Raw genomic sequence first — 17,416 nt, 5'->3', positions numbered from 1 at the left:
TGCCGCGCGCGATGCTGCGGCCGTGCCGGGCGCTGTGGTAGGCCACCACGTCGGCCTCGCCGATCACCCGGGCGGCCTTGACGGTCACCAATTCCGGGTCACCGGGCCCCAGCCCGACGCCCCACAGTGTCCCCCGGTCGGCGCTTTGCGCGGTGCCCGCCGCGGTCACTCGCGGTCGCTCGCGATCGCGTTGACGGCCGCGGCCGCCATGGCGCTGCCGCCCCGGCGGCCCCGCACCACCAGATACGACGTCCCGCGGGGGTTGGCGATGAGCTCCTGCTTGGACTGCGCCGACCCGACGAAACCCACCGGTCCGCCCAACACCCCGGCCGGTGGGGCCAGCCCGTCGTCGATCAGCTCGAGCAGCCGGAACAGCGCGGTCGGGGCGTTGCCGATGGCCAGCACCGCGCCGGGCAGCCGGTCCGCCCACAGCTCCACGCCGGCCGCCGAACGAGTGGTCTGCCGGCGCGCGGCCAACTCGGCCGCCCGGGGATCGGCCACCAGGGACACCACCTGGTTGTCGGCCGGCAATCGCGCCGCGGTGATGCCGGCGGCCACCATCGACGAATCGCACAGCACGGGAGCGCCGCCGCGTAGGGCGGCGCCGACCCGGTCGACGACGTCGTCGGTGAACGCGACGTGCTCGGCCACGTCGACCTGCCCGCAGGTGTGGATCAGCCGGACCACCACCCGTGCCACATCGGCGGGGAATCGCGCCAGATCGGCTTCGGCGCGGATCGTCGCGAACGACTGGCGATAGATCTCCGCCGCGTCGCGGATGTAGTCGAGCACCCGCCCACTTTAAGGCTCTCCCGCGTGGTGACCCGCCGCACCCGGCTACAGGCGCCGGTATCCGTCCGAGGTGGCCACCAGCACGTCACCGGTGAGCGGACTGCCACACGCCCGGTCGCAGCCGACGAAGTGACGGTGCACCCCCGAATCGGGATCCAGCGACCGCGCGGCGTCGGCCCGCACATCGGCGGCCGACCGCGCGCAGCCGGGGCTGCCGGTGCAGGCGCTGACGCTCAGCCAAGGCGAGTTCTCGTCGAACACCAGGCCCAAGGGCGCCAGGACGCGCAGCGCGACGTCGGCGACCTCTTCGGCAAGATCGCACACCAGCACCGAGCGCCACGGCGTGATCACCAGCGGCGCCTCGATCGCCGCCAGGTAGTCCGCGACGCGCGCCGGCAGCACGCCGAGCGGCACCGCGGCGCCCAGCGTCACCCGGCCGTCGTCCTGGCCGATCCAGCCCACCGGCGCCTTGGTGACGGCCGGGAACGAGGGGGCGCGCGGCTCGGCACCGGGCACCAGTCGTCGTAGGTCGTCCAATTCCTGGACGCGCCAAGCGGTTTCGCGAATATCGAGGAACCGCATCGCGAGCGCGACGAGCGTGTCGATCACCTCGTCGTGCGCCAGCCGGACACCGGTGTCGCGTCCGGCCAGCAGCAGCGCGCAGCCGTTGGGAAAGGCGTGCACGCCCACGTCGGCGCGCAGCCCGGAGACGTCGGCCCGCCCGTCGTCCAGGCCGAACCAGAATCGACCGCCCAGCTCGGCGAGCCGGGGCTTGCCGCAGATCGCGGCGTCGAGTTCGCCGACCCAGCGCCGGACATCGAGATGGCCGCCGGAGCGTCCGGACAGCGGTGAGGCGACGATATTGCGGACCCGCTCGTGCGTCGTCGACGGCAACAGCCCCGCGGCGGCGAGCGTCTCGCCGACCGCTTGGACGTCGGTCAGCCCACGCAACTGCACATTGCCCCGAGCGGTCAGCTCGAGCGTTCCCGAACCCGATGCGGTGGAGACGGCGGCCAGCGCGGCCAGTTGGGCGGCGGTGATCATGCCGCCGGGTAGCCGGATCCGGGCCAGCGCACCGTCGGCCGCCTGGTGCACCTGCAGCGCACCCGGGCATGCGTCGGTGTCGCGCGTCCTGGCCACCCGTCCACGGTACGGCCCCGAGCGTCACACGCCGGTCGGGATTGCCTTCAGCCAGACGTAAACCCTTACCCGGGCCCCCGTCCGCGCCTTAGCGTCGGCACAGTGAGCATTGCCACCGCGCTCGATGCTGCCTCGAGCAAGCCGGCCGGCGCCCCAGCCGGCGGGGCTAGCGGGCTGTGGGCGCGCCGCAAATGGGAAATCGTGCGCGTCGTGTCGCCGCTGGCGTTGTTGGCGCTGTGGCAGCTGGGCAGCGCGATAGGCATCATCCCCGCCGACGTGCTGCCGGCCCCCTCGCTGATCCTCGAGGCCGGCGTGGAGGTGACCCGCAACGGGCAGCTCGGCGACGCGCTGCACATCTCGTCCGTCCGTGTCGTCGAGGGGCTGCTGCTGGGCGGGGTCATCGGAATCGTGGCGGGCGCGGCGGTCGGCCTGTCCCGCTGGGTCGAATCGACCGTGGACCCGCCCATGCAGATGATCCGGGCGCTGCCGCACCTGGGGCTGATCCCGCTGTTCATCCTGTGGTTCGGGATCGGCGAGCTGCCCAAGGTGTTGCTCGTCGCGCTGGGCGTGGTCTTCCCGCTCTACCTCAACACCTTTTCGGCGATCCGCCAGGTCGACCCCAAGATGCTGGAAACCGCTCAGGTGCTGGGCTTTTCGTTCACTCAGCGGTTCACCCGGATCATCGTGCCCAGCACCGCGCCGCAGGTGCTCGTCGGCTTGCGCCAGTCGCTGGCCATTGCGTGGTTGACGCTGATCGTCGCCGAGCAGATCAACGCCGACAAGGGAATCGGCTTCCTGATCAACAATGCCCGCGATTTCCTGCGGATCGACATCATCATCTTCGGGCTGACCATCTACGCCCTGCTCGGCATCATCACCGACGCGATCGTCCGGCTCATCGAGCGCCGCACGCTGCGCTACCGACAGTGAAAGGTCCCGGCTTGACTCTCACCGCTGAATCGGACGCCACCACCCGCGGGCGGACCGACATCGCCGGCGAACTGCGCAACGTCGACAAGTGGTACGGAAACCGGCAGGTACTCAACGACGTTTCGGTGCGCGTGAAGAGCGGCGAGATCGTCGCCCTGCTCGGGCGCAGCGGCTCGGGCAAGTCGACGGTCCTGCGGGTGCTCGCCGGGCTGTCGCGCGATCACAGTGGGCAACGCGTGGTGTCCGGCGCGCCGGCGCTGGCGTTCCAGGAGCCGCGCCTTTTTCCGTGGCGCGACGTGCGCACCAACGTCGGCTACGGCCTGACCCGCAGCCGCCTCCCGCGCCAGCAGGTGCGGGAGCGCGCCGAGCGCGCGCTGGCCGACGTCGGGCTGGCCGACCACGCCGGCGCCTGGCCGCTGACCCTGTCCGGCGGTCAGGCGCAACGCGTTTCGCTGGCCCGGGCGCTGGTCGCCGAACCGCGACTGCTGCTGCTCGACGAACCGTTCGGCGCGCTCGACGCGCTGACCCGGTTGACGATGCACACATTGCTACTGGATCTGTGGCGCCGCCACGGGTTCGGGGTGCTGCTGATCACGCACGACGTCGACGAAGCGGTGGCGCTGGCCGATCGCGTGCTGGTGCTCGAGGAAGGCCGTGTCATCCACACGCTGACTGTCGACGATCCGCGCCGCGCGCCCGGTGACCCCGGTCCGCACACCGAGCAGCACCGCGCGGAGTTGCTGGATCGCCTCGGCGTGCGCCTGTGAGCAAGTGGTTTCGCCGCGCTGGCCGCGACGGTCGGATTGCTGTCGGCCGGAAGTGTTTCGCGCACGGCCGGTTTGGGGCCCACGCCGCCACTGGGCGCCCGCAGTAGCCCAAAACTATTGGGCCGCAGCGCGATTAAATTCACCGGTGGCCGTTGTGGCGACCCGCAGGTCTGCCAACTGGGTGGACCACCCGATTCAATGAGGCGGCGCCAAGGCCTCGCCCCTGACTCCAAGGATTGAACACGCGTCAGTATGGGCATCCTGGTGCCCGTGAGAACGCTGGAATACGCCCCGGGTCGACTGGCCGATGTCTTCGGCGAACCGGCACCATCCACGATCCTGCTCTGGCACGGGGCGCAAACCGATGCCCGCGCGGCCGTCGGCCCGCTGGCCGGCATGCTGGCCGGGCGCGCCGCGGTGGTGGTCGCGCCCGACTGGAACTCCCATGCCGACGACGGCGGGCGCGCGGACCTGTTGGCGTCGCTGGAATTCGCCCGCAACCTCGCCACCGACGCCGCGCGCATCCTGCTCGTCGGGTGGTCAATGGGTGGTGCGGCCGCGGCGGGGGTGACGCTGCACGCCGCGCGGCTCGACTTCGCTCCCGCGCACACGGTTTGCCTCGCCGGAGCCTTCATGGTCCCCGATCCGATCTTCGGTGCCTCCCTGCCCGACGTCCTGAACGGCGCCGAAATCGGTTCACCGTTCACGTTGCTGCACGGCGTCGACGACGACGTCGTCCCCGTCGACGCGAGCAGAAACTTCGCCGCCCGCCTGGAGCGGGTGGGCTGGCCGGTGGAATTGGTAGAGCTGGCGGCCGATCACGGCTCGATCGCCGGCGCCGACTACGACGCCCTCGCGGACCGCTACGAACCGGCCAAAGACGGACCGGCGCGGATCGTCGCCCAACAGGTTGCCGACCGGATCGCGGCGATGCTGGGCGGTTGAGCGGTGCGGTCGCGGCCCAGTAGGTGCGGGCGCGCCCCGTTGCGGTACGAATGATGGGTGGCTGAGCCGACCATCCTGCTGCTGTCGACCTCCGATACGGACCTGATCAGCGCCCGTTCCAGCGGGAAAAACTATCGGTGGGCCAACCCGTCTCGGCTGTCCGAATCCGAACTGCCCGACCTGCTGGCCGACGCCGCCGTCGTGGTGGTGCGGATCCTGGGCGGCTACCGCGCCTGGCAGAGCGGCATCGACGCGGTGATCGCCAGCGGGGTGCCCACGGTATTGGTCAGCGGCGAGCAGGCCGCCGACGCCGAGCTGACCCGCCTGTCCACGCTCGCGGCCGGCATCGCGGTGCAGGCGCACATCTATCTGGCCCACGGCGGCGTCGACAACCTGCGCCAGCTGCACGCCTTCCTGTCGGACACGGTGCTGATGACCGGGTTCGGGTTCACCCCGCCGGTCGTGACGCCGACGTGGGGCGAGCTGCCGCGGCCGAACGCCGAAGACGTTGACGGCCCGACGATCGCGGTGCTGTATTACCGAGCGCAGCACCTGGCCGGCAACACCGGCTACGTCGAGGCGCTCTGTCGGGCCATCGAGGACGCCGGCGCGCGCCCGATGCCGATCTACTGCGCGTCGCTGCGCACCGCGGAACCCGAACTGCTGCAACGGTTGGGTGCCGCCGACGCCATGGTGGTCACCGTGCTGGCCGCCGGGGGACTGAAGCCGGCCACCGTGTCCGCCGGCGGGGATGACGACAGCTGGAACGTCGAACACCTTGCCGCCCTGGATATCCCGATCCTGCAGGGATTGTGCCTGACCAGCCCGCGCGCCTCGTGGCGCGAGAACGATGACGGCCTGAGCCCGCTCGACGTGGCCAGTCAGGTCGCGGTGCCCGAGTTCGACGGCCGCATTATCACGGTGCCGTTCTCCTTCAAGGAAATCGACGAAGACGGGCTGATCTCCTATGTCGCCGACGCGGAGCGCTGCGCCCGCGTCGCGGGACTGGCGGTGCGGCACGCACAGCTGCGGCACGTCGCCCCGGCGGATAAGCGGGTCGCCCTGGTGTTCTCGGCCTATCCGACCAAGCACGCCCGGATCGGCAACGCGGTCGGCCTGGACACGCCGGCGAGCGCCGTGGCGCTGCTGCAGGCGATGCGCGAGCACGGCTACCGGGTGGGTGAGCTGCCCGGCGTCGAGGCCAACGACGGCGACGCCCTGATCCACGCGCTGATCGAGCGGGGCGGACAGGACCCCGACTGGCTCACCGAAGGGCAGCTGGCCGGAAATCCGATTCGGATGTCCGCCAAAGACTATCGTGAATGGTTCGCGACCCTGCCCACCGAATTCACCGATGCCGTCACCGAGCACTGGGGCCCGGCGCCCGGGAATCTCTTCGTGGACCGCAGCAACGACCCCGACGGCGAAATCGTGATCGCCGCACTGCAATCGGACAACCTGGTGCTGATGGTGCAGCCGCCCCGCGGTTTCGGGGAGAACCCCGTCGCCATCTACCACGACCCGGACCTGCCGCCCAGCCACCACTACCTGGCCGCCTACCACTGGCTGGACGCCGGCTTCGGCTCGCACGCGGTGGTGCACCTGGGCAAGCACGGCAACCTGGAATGGCTGCCCGGCAAGACGCTGGGCATGTCGGCGGCCTGCGGGCCCGACGCCGCGCTGGGCAACCTGCCGATGATCTACCCGTTCCTGGTCAACGATCCCGGCGAGGGCACCCAGGCCAAACGGCGCGCGCACGCCGTCCTGGTCGACCACCTCATCCCGCCGATGGCGCGCGCCGAATCCTACGGCGACATCGCGCGTTTGGAGCAGCTGCTCGACGAGCACGCCAACGTCGCCGCACTGGATCCCGGCAAGCTGCCCGCCATCCGCCAGCAGATCTGGACGCTGATGCGGGCCGCGAAGATGGACCACGACCTCGGTCTCACCGAACGTCCCGAGGAAGATTCTTTCGACGACATGCTGCTGCACGTCGATGGCTGGCTGTGCGAGATCAAGGACGTCCAGATCCGCGACGGCCTGCACATCCTGGGCCAAAAGCCCACGGGGGAGGCCGAACTGGACCTGGTGCTGGCGATTTTGCGGGCACGCCAACTGTTCGGTGGCGAACACACCCTGCCCGGGCTGCGGCAGGCCCTCGGTCTGGCCGAGGACGGCACCGACGACCGGTCCGCGGTCGACCGAACCGAGGCCGTGGCCCGCGAACTCGTTGCCGCGCTACAGGCGGCGGGCTGGGAGGCCGATGCGGCCGAACGGATCACCGACAATGCCGAAGTCGCCGCGGTGCTGCGCTTCGCGGCCACCGAAGTGGTGCCACGGCTGGCCGGTACCGCCGCCGAGATCGAGCAGGTGCTGCGCGCCCTGGACGGCCGGTTCATCCGGGCCGGCCCGTCGGGCTCGCCGCTGCGCGGCCTGGTCAACGTGCTGCCCACCGGCCGCAACTTCTACTCCGTCGACCCCAAAGCGGTGCCGTCCCGGCTGGCCTGGGAAGCCGGTGTGGCGCTGGCCGATTCGCTGCTCGCCCGCTACCGCAACGACCACGGGCGGTGGCCACAGTCGGTCGGGCTGTCGGTCTGGGGCACCTCGGCCATGCGCACCGCCGGTGACGACATCGCCGAAGTCCTTGCCCTACTGGGCGTTCGACCGGTGTGGGACGACGCCTCGCGGCGCGTCGTCGACCTGGCACCGATTCCGCTAGCCGAGCTGGGCCGCCCGCGCATCGACGTGACGGTCCGCATCTCCGGCTTCTTCCGGGACGCCTTCCCGCATGTCGTGACCATGCTCGATGACGCGGTACGGCTGGTCGCCGACCTCGACGAGCCCGCCGAAGACAACTACGTACGTGCGCACGCCCAAGCCGACCTGGCCCAGCATGGCGATCAACGTCGTTCCACCACAAGGATTTTCGGATCCAAGCCGGGCACCTACGGCGCCGGGTTGCTGCAGCTGATTGACAGCCGCAACTGGCGGGACGACGCCGATTTGGCCGCGGTGTACACCGCGTGGGGCGGCTTCGCCTACGGCCGCGACCTGGATGGCCGCGAGGCCGTCGACGACATGAACCGCCAGTACCGGCGCATCGCGGTGGCCGCCAAGAACACCGACACCCGCGAACACGACATCGCCGACTCCGACGACTACTTCCAGTACCACGGCGGGATGGTGGCCACCGTGCGCGCGCTGACCGGCCGGGAGCCGGCCGCCTACATCGGCGACAACACCCGGCCCGACGCGATCCGCACCCGCACCCTGTCGGAGGAGACCACCCGGGTGTTCCGCGCGCGGGTGGTCAATCCGCGCTGGATGGCGGCGATGCGCCGGCACGGATACAAGGGCGCGTTCGAGATGGCGGCGACCGTGGACTACCTGTTCGGTTATGACGCCACCGCCGGAGTGATGGCCGACTGGATGTACGAACAGCTCACCGAGCGCTACGTGCTGGACCCGGAGAACCGGAAGTTCATGTCGGAGTCCAACCCGTGGGCGCTGCACGGCATGGCCGAGCGGCTGCTCGAGGCGGCCGGGCGGGGCATGTGGGCGGCGCCGCCGCCGGAGACCTTGGACGGGCTGCGGCAGGCGCTGCTGGAAACCGAGGGCGATCTGGAAGGCTGACTTCCGCGTAGGCGCGGCGTAGGTTGACACCGTGACGCCGACTTTCGCCGACCTCGCCAAGACGCAGTACATCCTGCTGACCACCTTCACCAAGGACGGCAGACCCAAGCCGACGCCGATCTGGGCGGCCCTGGACAAGCAGCGCGGAGACCGGCTTCTGGTCATCACGCAGGAAAAGTCGTGGAAGGTCAAGCGAATCCGCAACACCCCGCGGGTCACGCTGGCCACCTGCACCATGAACGGTCGCCCCACCAGCGAGGCCGTCGAGGGAACCGCGGCCATCCTGGACAAGTCGGAAACGGCCGCCGTCTACGACGCGATCGGCAAGCGTTACGGCATCGTCGGCAAGGTGTTCAACTTCGTCAGCAAGCTACGCGGCGGCATGGACAACAATGTCGGCCTCGAGCTGAAGGTGGCCTGAAACCACGGCGTCATGGCTACGGTGCTGATCCCGATCCCGGACCGCGACTTCGACCCCACCGAGGTCGCCGTCACCTGGAAGGTGCTGACCCGGAGCGGCCACCGGGTGGTCTTCGCGACCGAAACCGGCATGCCCGGGGAGGCCGACGACATCATGCTGACGGGGCGTGGACTGGACCTCTGGTCCGCGCTGCCGGTGCTGGGCGCCGTCGCGCTGATCGGGCTGGCGTTGCGCGCCGATAGGGCGGGGCGCGATGCCTATCGGGATATGTTGCGCTGCAATGAGTTTCAGCGCCCCATTGCCTGGTCTCAGGCCACCCTCGACGGTGTCGATGCGCTGGTGTTGCCGGGCGGGCACCGTGCGCGCGGGATGCGCAGCTACATCGACAGCGACATTCTGCACCGGCTCGTCGTGGCGGCGTTCGCCCGCGGACTGGTGGTGGGCGCCATCTGTCACGGTGTGCTGCTGGCCGCGCGCAGCGTCGATCCCGGCACCGGTCGCTCGGTCCTTCACGGGCGCAAGACGACGGCGCTGACGTGGGCAATGGAGCGGTTGGCCTGGCGGCTCACCCGGTTCACCCGGTTCTGGGATCGCAACTATTACCGGACGTATACCGAGGACCCGGGCCAAGCCGACGGCTACATGTCGGTGCAGGCCGAAGTCACACGGGCACTTGAAGATCCGTCCGATTTCCGGGACGTCTCCCGCGGATCGCCGAACTGGCGGCGCAAGACCTCGGGACTGCTGCGCGACACGCCGACCGACTCGCGGGCCGCTTTCGTCGTCGACGACGGGGACTATGTGTCGGCGCGCTGGCCCGGCGACACCCACACGTTCGCCACGGTCTTGTCGCAGAAGCTCACCGCGGCCCGCTGACGGCTACGTCGCGGCGCCCGTGCCCAGATGCTCGCCGAAGAATGCGAACACCCGGCGCCACGAGTCTTCGGTGGCGTCGCGGTCGTAGCCGAATCCCGCGATGCGAAGCAGCGGTTGGCCGGGCAGCTCGTTGGCGAAGCTGTGCCCGGCGCCGGGGTAGGTCTTTACATCGGCGGTGATGTTCTTGGCGGCGATCGCCTTGTTCAGCTTTTCGGGCGCACCCCGCCCCAGCGGATCCCGGCCGCCGAAGCTCGCCACCACCGGGCACGCGCCGTCCAGCGTCTTGTCGAGGTTGCGCGGCAGGGGAGTGCCGTAGAACGGTGCGGAAGCGCCGAAACCCTTGGGAGACATGACAAGAGCAAACTGGCCGCCCATGCAGAAGCCCGCGACACCGACCTGCCCGGAGCACTCCGGCATGGCCTGCAGGTGGTTCCGCGCGGCCAGAATGTCGTCCAGGGCGCGGCCGCGCTGCGTCTGCAGCTCCTTCATGACGCGCGTGATGCAGCGGATGCGGCCACCGCGGGCATACAGGTTCGGGGTGACGGCCAGATATCCGGCCGCGGCGATGCGGTCGTTGATCGACTGCTTGTCTCGCCCGTAGCCGATCGCGTCGTGGATCACCACCACACCCGGCCACGGTCCTTGCCCCGACGGCGTGCTCAGTAACGCATCGATCGGTCCGTCGGGGGTATCGATCTGAATCGTCGTCATAGCGTCATCTAACTGCAATCGCACCGCCGAACACCACGGGAACTTGGGCGCGGTCCGCGGACGTTGGTCTGGCATGGTGTCGCGGCTGCTGTTGATCTACGCCGTCATCGAACTCGCTGCGATCTTCGCGCTGGTGTCGACGATCGGATGGGGCTGGACCCTGCTGGCGCTTCTGGCGACCGTCCTGCTCGGCTGGGGCCTCATCGCCCCGATGGCGGGTTCCCACGTCGTCCGCCGGATCGGGCGACTGCGCTCCGGCCTGGCCGAGCAACGCGCCGCGGCCGGCGACGGCGCGCTGGTCAGCCTGGCCGCGCTGCTCGTTCTCGTCCCCGGACTTGTCAGCACGGCGCTGGGCTTGCTGCTGCTCATCCCGCCCGTCCGGTCGGCCGTCGGCCCCGGGCTGACCGCCCTGGCGGTGCGCAAGCTGCAACGACAAATACCCGGACTCGGTTACGCGGGCGCGTTCCGTCCACAACCTCAATCGGCTCATTCGGCGTCGTATCCCGCCGGGAATTTCGATGGGCGCGGCCGCGGCGACTACATCGACGGCGAGGTCATCGACGTGCGCGACATCGAGGCGCCGGTGCGGCCGCAAGGATTCGACGCGCGCTGACCCGCCGCGGCGGACCACGCCGCCCACCCGCCGACTGACCGTTATGGCCCCGCGACCCGCCGCACGTAGTTTTGGGCTGTGTCCCGCTCCGCCGTGAGTCCCGCGCCGCAGACGCTGCTGGTCAACGGTCGGGTGCACAGCCCGGCCCAACCCGACGCCACCGCGATGGCCGTCCGCGACGGCGTGGTGGCGTGGCTGGGCGGCGACCAGGTCGGCCGCCGCATGTTCCCCGATGCCGTCGTCGAAGACCTCGACGGCGGTTTCGTGGCGCCGGGATTCGTGGACAGCCACATCCATCTCACCGCCACCGGGCTGACGCTCAGCGGGCTGGACCTGCGCGGCGCCGGGTCGCAGGCGGAGTGCCTGCGGATGGTCGCCGACTACGCCGCCGCCCATCCCGGCCGGCCGGTGTGGGGTCATGGTTGGGACGAAACGTCGTGGCCCGAGAACCGCCCGCCCAGCACCGCCGACCTCGATGCCGCTCTCGGTGGCCGGCCCGCATACCTGGCCCGCGTGGACGTGCACTCCGCGCTCGCGTCGACGGGCCTGCGGCGGCTGGTCGCCGAACTTCCGGCGTCAACCGGTTACAGCGCCGAGCGGCCGCTAGTCGGCGACGCGCACCATCGGGTGCGCGCCGTGGCGCGGGACCTGCTGACGGCCGATCAACTGGCCGAAGCCCGCGCCGCGGCACTGCGGGCCGCCGCGGCGGCCGGCATCGTCGCGGTGCACGAATGCGCCGGACCCGACATCGGCGGGATCGACGATTGGCTGCAGTTGCGCGCGCTCGACCATGGCGTCGAGATCATCGGTTATTGGGGTGAGCCGGTGAACAGCCCCGCGCAGGCGCACGAGCTGATGGCGGCGACCGGCGCCCACGGGCTGGCCGGCGACCTGTTCGTCGACGGGGCGCTGGGGTCGCGCACCGCCTGGCTGCACGAGCCTTACACGGATGCGCCCGACCGCACCGGAACCTGCTACCTGGACACCGAGGCCGCCGAGGCGCACCTGCGGGCCTGCACGCAGGCCGAAGTCACCGCGGGATTCCATGTCATCGGAGACGCCGCCGTGACCGCCGTGGTGGATGCCCTCGAGCGTGTCGTCGCCGACCTCGGGCCGGTCGCCGTCGCGCGCTGCGGACACCGCCTCGAGCACGTCGAGATGGTCAGCGCCGAGCAGGCCGTCAAGCTCGGCCGATGGGGGGTCATCGCCAGCGTGCAGCCCAATTTCGACGCGCTGTGGGGCGGACCCGACGGCATGTACGCGCGGCGGCTCGGTGCCGAGCGCGGCAGTCGGCTCAACCCCTTTGCGCTGTTAGCATCCCAAGGCGTGCCCCTCGCGCTAGGTTCCGACGCTCCGGTCACGGGCTTCGACCCGTGGCTGAGCGTGCGCGCGGCGATCCATCACCGCACTCCCGGCAGCGGGGTCTCGGCGCGGGCCGCGTTTGCTGCGGCCACCCGCGGGGGCTGGCGGGCGGCCGGGGTCCGCGACGGGAAGACGGGCACGCTGGTGCCGGGCGCGCCCGCCTCCTACGCCATCTGGGACGCCGGGGACCTGGAGGTGCACGCCCCGCGCGACACGGTCCAGCGCTGGTCGACCGACCCGCGTTCCCGGGTGCCCGCGCTGCCCCGATTGGGCCCGGGCGACGCCCTCCCGCGGTGCCGGCGGACGGTGCATCGGGGCGCTGTCATCCATGGTTAGGCACCGGCCGCGCGGCGACGAGCCGGCGGACCAGGCCGATGCGGCCGATCAGGACCTACCCCGGCGGCCGGACACCGACCCCATCAGCGACGAGGCCGAATCGGACCGCGACGACCAGCCCGCCGACGTGCGCCCCGAGCCGGGAGAACACGAGGACGACGATCGTGACGGGGGCCCCGCGGAATCGGAACCGGGCGACGAGCCCGGGCCGTCCGGGCCCACGCTGGCCGAGCGGCTGGGGACGGTGGCGCGCGGCGCGCTGACCGGGCTGGTCGCCGCCGTGATCGCGCGGCTGCCCGCCGCCCAGGCCGCCATGCTGCCCCGCCTGACCCGGCTCAGTTGCGCCATCGCGGGCGGCCTGCTGTTCTGCGCCAGCTTCCCGTCGCTGAACTGGTGGTGGGCGGCCGTGGTGGCCGCCGCATTGCTGGGATGGGCGCTGACGCACCCGGCGACCACGCCGGCGGGCGGCCTGGGTTACTCGTTCCTGTTCGGGCTGGCGTTCTACCTGCCGCTGCTGCCGTGGGTAGGACTGCTGGTCGGGCCCATCCCATGGATCGCGCTGGCCACCGTATCGGCGCTGTTTCCCGCCCTGTTCGGCCTGTGCGCCGTCACCGTGCGCCAGCTGCCCGGTTGGCCCATCTGGTTCGCGCTGATCTGGGCCGCTCAGGAGTGGCTCAAGTCGGCCGTCCCGTTCGGCGGCTTTCCCTGGGGTTCGGTCGCATTCGGTCAGACGCACGGTCCGTTCCTGCCGCTGGTCCAGCTCGGCGGCGTGGCGCTGCTGTCCATGGCGATCATGCTGGTCGGCTTCAGCGCGACGGCCATCGCGCTCGAGATCGTGAAGTGGTGGCACTCCGGTCACCCCGCTGCACGCCCCGCCGGCGGCACCGACGAACCGGGGCACCCCGATCCCGCGCCGCCCGCGGTGGTGGTGCCCGGCGTCTGCATCTGCCTGGTGCTCTTCGCGTCGCTCATCGTCTGGCCACAGGTGCGCCACGCCGGTACCGGGTCGGGCGGCGAGCCGTCGGTCACCGTCGCAGCCGTGCAGGGCAACGTGCCGCGGCTGGGCTTCGAATTCAACGAACAGCGGCGGGCGGTGCTGGACAACCACGTCCGGGAGACCCTGCGGCTGGCCGACGACGTGCGCGCCGGGGCCGCCCCGCAACCGCAATTCGTGATCTGGCCGGAGGACTCGTCGGACATCGACCCGCTAGTCAACGGCGACGCCGCGCTGCAGATATCCCAGGCCGCGGCGGCCATCGGCGCGCCGATCCTGATCGGCAGCGTGCTCGAGGTGCCGGGGCGTCCCCCGCAGGATCCGAACTACACCAACACCATGATCGTGTGGAATCCGGCGACGGGCCCGGCCGATCGCCACGACAAGGAAATCGTGCAGCCGTTCGGCGAGTACCTGCCGATGCCGTGGCTGTTCAAGCACCTGTCCGGCTACGCGGGCCGCGCCGGAAGCTTCGTGCCGCGCCGGGGCCCCGATGTGGTGCACATCGCAGGGGTGCCCCTGGGCGTCGCCACCTGTTGGGAAGTGATCTTCGACCGGGTGCCGCGACAAGCGGTGCTCGGCGGTGCCCAACTGCTGGCCGTACCGGCCAACAACGCCACCTTCAACAAGAGGATGAGCGAGCAGCAGCTGGCATTCGCCAAGGTCCGGGCCGTCGAACACGACCGGTACGTGGTGGTGGCCGGCACCACCGGAATCAGCGCCGTCCTCGCCCCCGACGGCGGCGAGTTGGCGCGCACCGACTTCTTCCAGCCCGCGTATCTGGACATGCAGGTGCGCCTCAAGACCAGGCTGACGCCGGCCACTCGCTGGGGACCGCTGCTGCAATGGGCCATGGTCCTGGCGGCCGGGGCGGTCATTCTGGCCGGGATACGGCAGAATGGATGGTTCCCGCGTTCGACACGTCTGCGGTCCACACGTCGATCGACAGGGGCCGGTGCCACCCCGGGCGACCCCCCGCCCGACGAGCACGACCCGGACACTGCGCCCGACCCCCGGGACCGCACGCCGGCAGACGACGGCGACTGACCACCCTCCGTCCGACCAGGACGGCCGGCTTTTCGAATTCGGGCGACACAGAGGAGCTACATGACCACCGGCCAGCCGGCGCCCCAGGTTCCGGGCAACCGCCCCAGCCAGCGCGTCTTGGTGATCATCCCCACCTACAACGAGCTGGAGAACCTTCCGGTGATCCACCGGCGGCTCAAAGAGGCGTGCCCGCACGTGCACCTGCTCGTGGTGGACGACAGCAGCCCCGACGGCACCGGCCAGCTCGCCGAGGAGCTGGCGGCCGGCGATGCGGGACGCACGCACGTCATGCACCGCACCGCCAAGGACGGCCTGGGCGCGGCGTATTTGGCGGGCTTCGCCTGGGGTTTGAGCCGTGACTACTCGGTGCTGGTCGAGATGGACGCCGACGGCAGCCACGCGCCCGAGCAGCTGCACCGCCTGCTGGACGCCGTCGACGCCGGGGCCGATCTGGCCATCGGCTCGCGCTACGTCGACGGCGGGACGGTACGCAACTGGCCATGGCGGCGCTGGGCGTTGTCCTGGACGGCGAACACCTATGCCCGCCTGGCGCTCGGCATCGGCGTGCACGACATCACCGCCGGCTACCGCGCCTACCGCCGCGAAGTGCTCGAGGCGATCGACCTCGACGGCGTCGACTCCAAGGGCTACTGCTTCCAGATCGATCTGACCTGGCGAACCATCTGCAACGGCTTCACCATCACCGAGGTGCCCATCACCTTCACCGAGCGCGAGCTCGGCGTGTCCAAGATGAGTGGATCGAACATCCGCGAGGCCCTGGTCAAGGTCACCCGCTGGGGTGTGCAGGGCCGGCGGTCGGGGGCCCGGACCAGCAGGGCCGACAACCGCAGCTAGTTCGGCGGCCTGCGGGCCGGCCCCGACTGAATCGGCGGCTCAGCCGCGACGGCGGGTCTTGATGATCTCGAGGCGCTCCTTGAGCAGCTCTTCGAGCTCCTCGACGGAGCGGCGCTCCAGCAACATGTCCCAGTGCGTCCGCGGCGGCTTCACCTTCTTCGGCTCGGGCAGGTCGCCCTCGATCAGGGTGCCTTCCAGGCCGTTGCGGCACAGCCAGGTGCCGGGGATCTCGGCGTCGTCGGCGAAGGGAACCTCGAACTCCTCGCCGTTCTCGGTGCGGTACTTCGCGAGCTGACGCGGAGCCAGGTCGTGGTTACGGTCAGTCTCGTAGCTCACGGCCCCGAGGCGACTGCCTCTCAGTACGCGATCAGCCATGGCTGCTACTCCTTCAGGTCTTCTCGGAGCTCTCCGGCTCCCTTACTGCGTTCAGTGCAAACTCTTCATCTAGCAAACGCTGCGATCATCTGCGCAGTTCCCCGGCCGGAGCCGGCATACGCGACGCGACCTTCCATGATACCGGGATCGCCGGGAAAACCCGACTAAAGTCGGCAGGCGTGAGCCGCCGTACCCGCCCGCAGCCCTGTCGCTGGTGTGGTCGAGACGTCACCGACGCGGGAATGGGCCGTCGTCGCCAATACTGCCGGCAGTCGTGCCGGCAGCGGGCGTACGAGCAACGGGCGTCGCTGAACCGCAACGGCGCGGCGGCCGTCCCCGAGGACGCGGTGGTGCTGTCGGCCGACGAAGCGGCCGACCTGTCGGATCGCGTCTACCAGGTGCGCTGCGCGGCCGAGGACGTCGCCACGGCCGTGGACGAAGGCGCCGGTGCCACCGAGCTGCGCCGGTTATGCGAAACCCTGATCCAAGCCGCCAGGGCCGCCGACGGCTGGCGCCGAGCGGGTGTGTGACCGCGTCGTTGGCACCGGACCGGCCGTGCCTGGCGCCGCACCGGGACATTTCCCGACATGCGCCTGACCACCGGCTATGGCCGGCCGGGTACAGTCGCGCCATGGACGTCGGGCCATGTCTACAACGCACCGCTGTCCAGCGAGCACACCGGGCACCTCGTGTCACATCTTCTTTGCGCGGCGCGGCGCAACTGTCCAGGCCGGTCCTCCCGTAGCAGTCGGGAGCAGCGGACGTTTTGAAATCCTGTCGGAGTTGGCCATACTCACCAGCAACATTCTTGGGTCGGAGAGCGGCACGACGCTGGTCGAACGGGAAACGGCGTCGCCTCGTGCAGCAAATTCCGTGACTCGGCGAGAACCGCATCCGGCGGTGGAAGACGGCCGCACGTCGTCAGGCGAAGGTTAGGCGAGGTTTGTGATGGTTGATCAACTCCAGCATGCGACCGAAGCGCTGCGCAAAGCGCTGGTCCAGGTTGAGCGCCTGAAGCGCACCAACCGTGCGCTGCTGGAGCGGTCCAACGAGCCGATCGCGATCGTCGGTATGTCCTGCCGCTTCCCGGGCGGCGTGGACAGCCCGGAGGCGCTGTGGCAAATGGTCGCCGACGGCCGCGACGTGATCTCGGAGTTTCCCACCGACCGCGGCTGGGACGTGGCGGCCCTGTACGACCCGGACCCCGACGCGCGGCACAAGTGCTACGTGAAAACCGGCGGCTTCGTCGACGGCGTCGCGGACTTCGATCCGGGCTTCTTCGGCATCGCGCCCAGCGAGGCGCTGGCGATGGATCCTCAGCATCGGATGCTGCTCGAACTGTCGTGGGAAGCCTTGGAGCGAGCCGGGATTGACCCCAGCGGGCTGCGCGGCAGCGCCACCGGCGTGTTCGCCGGGCTCATCGTCCAGGGCTACGGCATGCTCGCCGAGGAGATCGAGGGTTACCGGCTGACCGGGATGACCTCCAGTGTCGCCTCGGGGCGGGTGTCCTATGTGCTAGGGCTGGAGGGCCCGGCGGTGTCAGTGGACACGGCGTGTTCGTCGTCGTTGGTGGCGCTGCACATGGCCGTGCAGTCGCTGCGCTCGGGGGAGTGCGACCT

At 70.4% G+C, this 17,416-nt stretch carries 15 protein-coding genes and 1 pseudogene; 11 read left to right on the top strand and 5 right to left on the bottom strand.

Translation table 11 applies throughout. The features are described 5' to 3' along the window. From A5622_RS28570 to cobG, 3 genes are all read right to left on the bottom strand, one after another. On the bottom strand, positions 1 to 169 hold a 169-nt coding region (locus tag A5622_RS28570; protein WP_231998264.1), incomplete at its 3' end, for an SAM-dependent methyltransferase. Beyond that, complete coding sequence (locus tag A5622_RS21310) at positions 166 to 792, bottom strand: precorrin-8X methylmutase (protein ID WP_066881051.1); 627 nt, start codon at positions 790 to 792, stop codon at positions 166 to 168. The genes A5622_RS21310 and A5622_RS28570, both read right to left, overlap by 4 nt. Before the next feature lie 45 nt (positions 793 to 837). Next, a complete protein-coding gene (gene cobG, locus A5622_RS21305) occupies positions 838 to 1,932 on the bottom strand; it encodes a precorrin-3B synthase (RefSeq protein WP_066881049.1) in 1,095 nt (364 codons plus the stop codon). 102 nt (positions 1,933 to 2,034) lie between these two features. Here cobG and A5622_RS21300 point away from each other — a divergent pair, with 102 nt between their 5' ends. The 6 genes from A5622_RS21300 (at position 2,035) to A5622_RS21275 (ending at position 9,504) form a co-directional block, all read left to right on the top strand. Beyond that, positions 2,035 to 2,862 carry an ABC transporter permease gene (locus A5622_RS21300; protein WP_066881048.1) on the top strand — a complete coding sequence of 276 codons (828 nt, stop codon included), beginning with the start codon at positions 2,035 to 2,037 and terminating at the stop codon, positions 2,860 to 2,862. A gap of 11 nt (positions 2,863 to 2,873) precedes the next feature. Beyond that, a complete protein-coding gene (locus tag A5622_RS21295) occupies positions 2,874 to 3,629 on the top strand; it encodes an ABC transporter ATP-binding protein (protein ID WP_066867236.1) in 756 nt (251 codons plus the stop codon). Positions 3,630 to 3,899: 270 nt separating this feature from the next. Further along, positions 3,900 to 4,574: a S9 family peptidase gene (locus A5622_RS21290; RefSeq protein ID WP_156749013.1), complete on the top strand. Its 675-nt coding sequence runs from the start codon at positions 3,900 to 3,902 to the stop codon at positions 4,572 to 4,574. Positions 4,575 to 4,631: 57 nt separating this feature from the next. Beyond that, positions 4,632 to 8,207: a cobaltochelatase subunit CobN gene (gene cobN / locus A5622_RS21285; protein ID WP_066881046.1), complete on the top strand. Its 3,576-nt coding sequence runs from the start codon at positions 4,632 to 4,634 to the stop codon at positions 8,205 to 8,207. Between the two features lie 31 nt (positions 8,208 to 8,238). After that, positions 8,239 to 8,628 (top strand): PPOX class F420-dependent oxidoreductase, encoded by a 390-nt coding sequence (locus tag A5622_RS21280; RefSeq protein ID WP_066867221.1) that lies wholly within the window; start codon positions 8,239 to 8,241, stop codon positions 8,626 to 8,628. Between the two features lie 12 nt (positions 8,629 to 8,640). Then, positions 8,641 to 9,504 (top strand): type 1 glutamine amidotransferase domain-containing protein, encoded by an 864-nt coding sequence (locus A5622_RS21275; RefSeq protein ID WP_066881044.1) that lies wholly within the window; start codon positions 8,641 to 8,643, stop codon positions 9,502 to 9,504. Positions 9,505 to 9,507: 3 nt separating this feature from the next. Here A5622_RS21275 and A5622_RS21270 read toward each other — a convergent pair whose 3' ends face one another. Next, positions 9,508 to 10,215 carry a dienelactone hydrolase family protein gene (locus A5622_RS21270; protein ID WP_066881042.1) on the bottom strand — a complete coding sequence of 236 codons (708 nt, stop codon included), beginning with the start codon at positions 10,213 to 10,215 and terminating at the stop codon, positions 9,508 to 9,510. Between the two features lie 73 nt (positions 10,216 to 10,288). Here A5622_RS21270 and A5622_RS21265 point away from each other — a divergent pair, with 73 nt between their 5' ends. From A5622_RS21265 to lnt, 3 genes and pseudogenes are all read left to right on the top strand, one after another. After that, the gene (locus tag A5622_RS21265) at positions 10,289 to 10,828 is read left to right on the top strand and encodes an FxsA family protein (RefSeq protein WP_066881040.1); all 540 of its coding nucleotides are present in this window, start codon (positions 10,289 to 10,291) and stop codon (positions 10,826 to 10,828) included. Between the two features lie 165 nt (positions 10,829 to 10,993). Next, positions 10,994 to 12,526: an amidohydrolase gene (locus tag A5622_RS21260; protein ID WP_082994654.1), complete on the top strand. Its 1,533-nt coding sequence runs from the start codon at positions 10,994 to 10,996 to the stop codon at positions 12,524 to 12,526. Positions 12,527 to 12,839: 313 nt separating this feature from the next. After that, positions 12,840 to 15,484: pseudogene (lnt, locus tag A5622_RS28565) on the top strand (apolipoprotein N-acyltransferase). On the opposite strand, the gene A5622_RS21245 reads toward lnt, so the two are convergent. Then, positions 15,462 to 15,797: an RNA polymerase-binding protein RbpA gene (locus A5622_RS21245; RefSeq protein WP_007770897.1), complete on the bottom strand. Its 336-nt coding sequence runs from the start codon at positions 15,795 to 15,797 to the stop codon at positions 15,462 to 15,464. The pseudogene lnt and the gene A5622_RS21245 overlap by 23 nt on opposite strands. 179 nt (positions 15,798 to 15,976) lie before the next feature. Between A5622_RS21245 and A5622_RS21240 the strand changes: the two genes are divergently transcribed. Next, a complete protein-coding gene (locus A5622_RS21240) occupies positions 15,977 to 16,327 on the top strand; it encodes a hypothetical protein (protein ID WP_082976126.1) in 351 nt (116 codons plus the stop codon). A 418-nt stretch (positions 16,328 to 16,745) separates the two neighbouring features. Next, positions 16,746 to 17,416 (top strand): beta-ketoacyl synthase N-terminal-like domain-containing protein (locus A5622_RS21235; RefSeq protein ID WP_082994653.1); only part of this gene is annotated, 671 nt, incomplete at its 3' end.

This window comes from Mycobacterium sp. 1245801.1 (assembly GCF_001673055.1).
Lineage (GTDB): Bacteria > Actinomycetota > Actinomycetes > Mycobacteriales > Mycobacteriaceae > Mycobacterium > Mycobacterium europaeum_A.
This window is presented reverse-complemented; position numbering and strand designations above follow the sequence as displayed.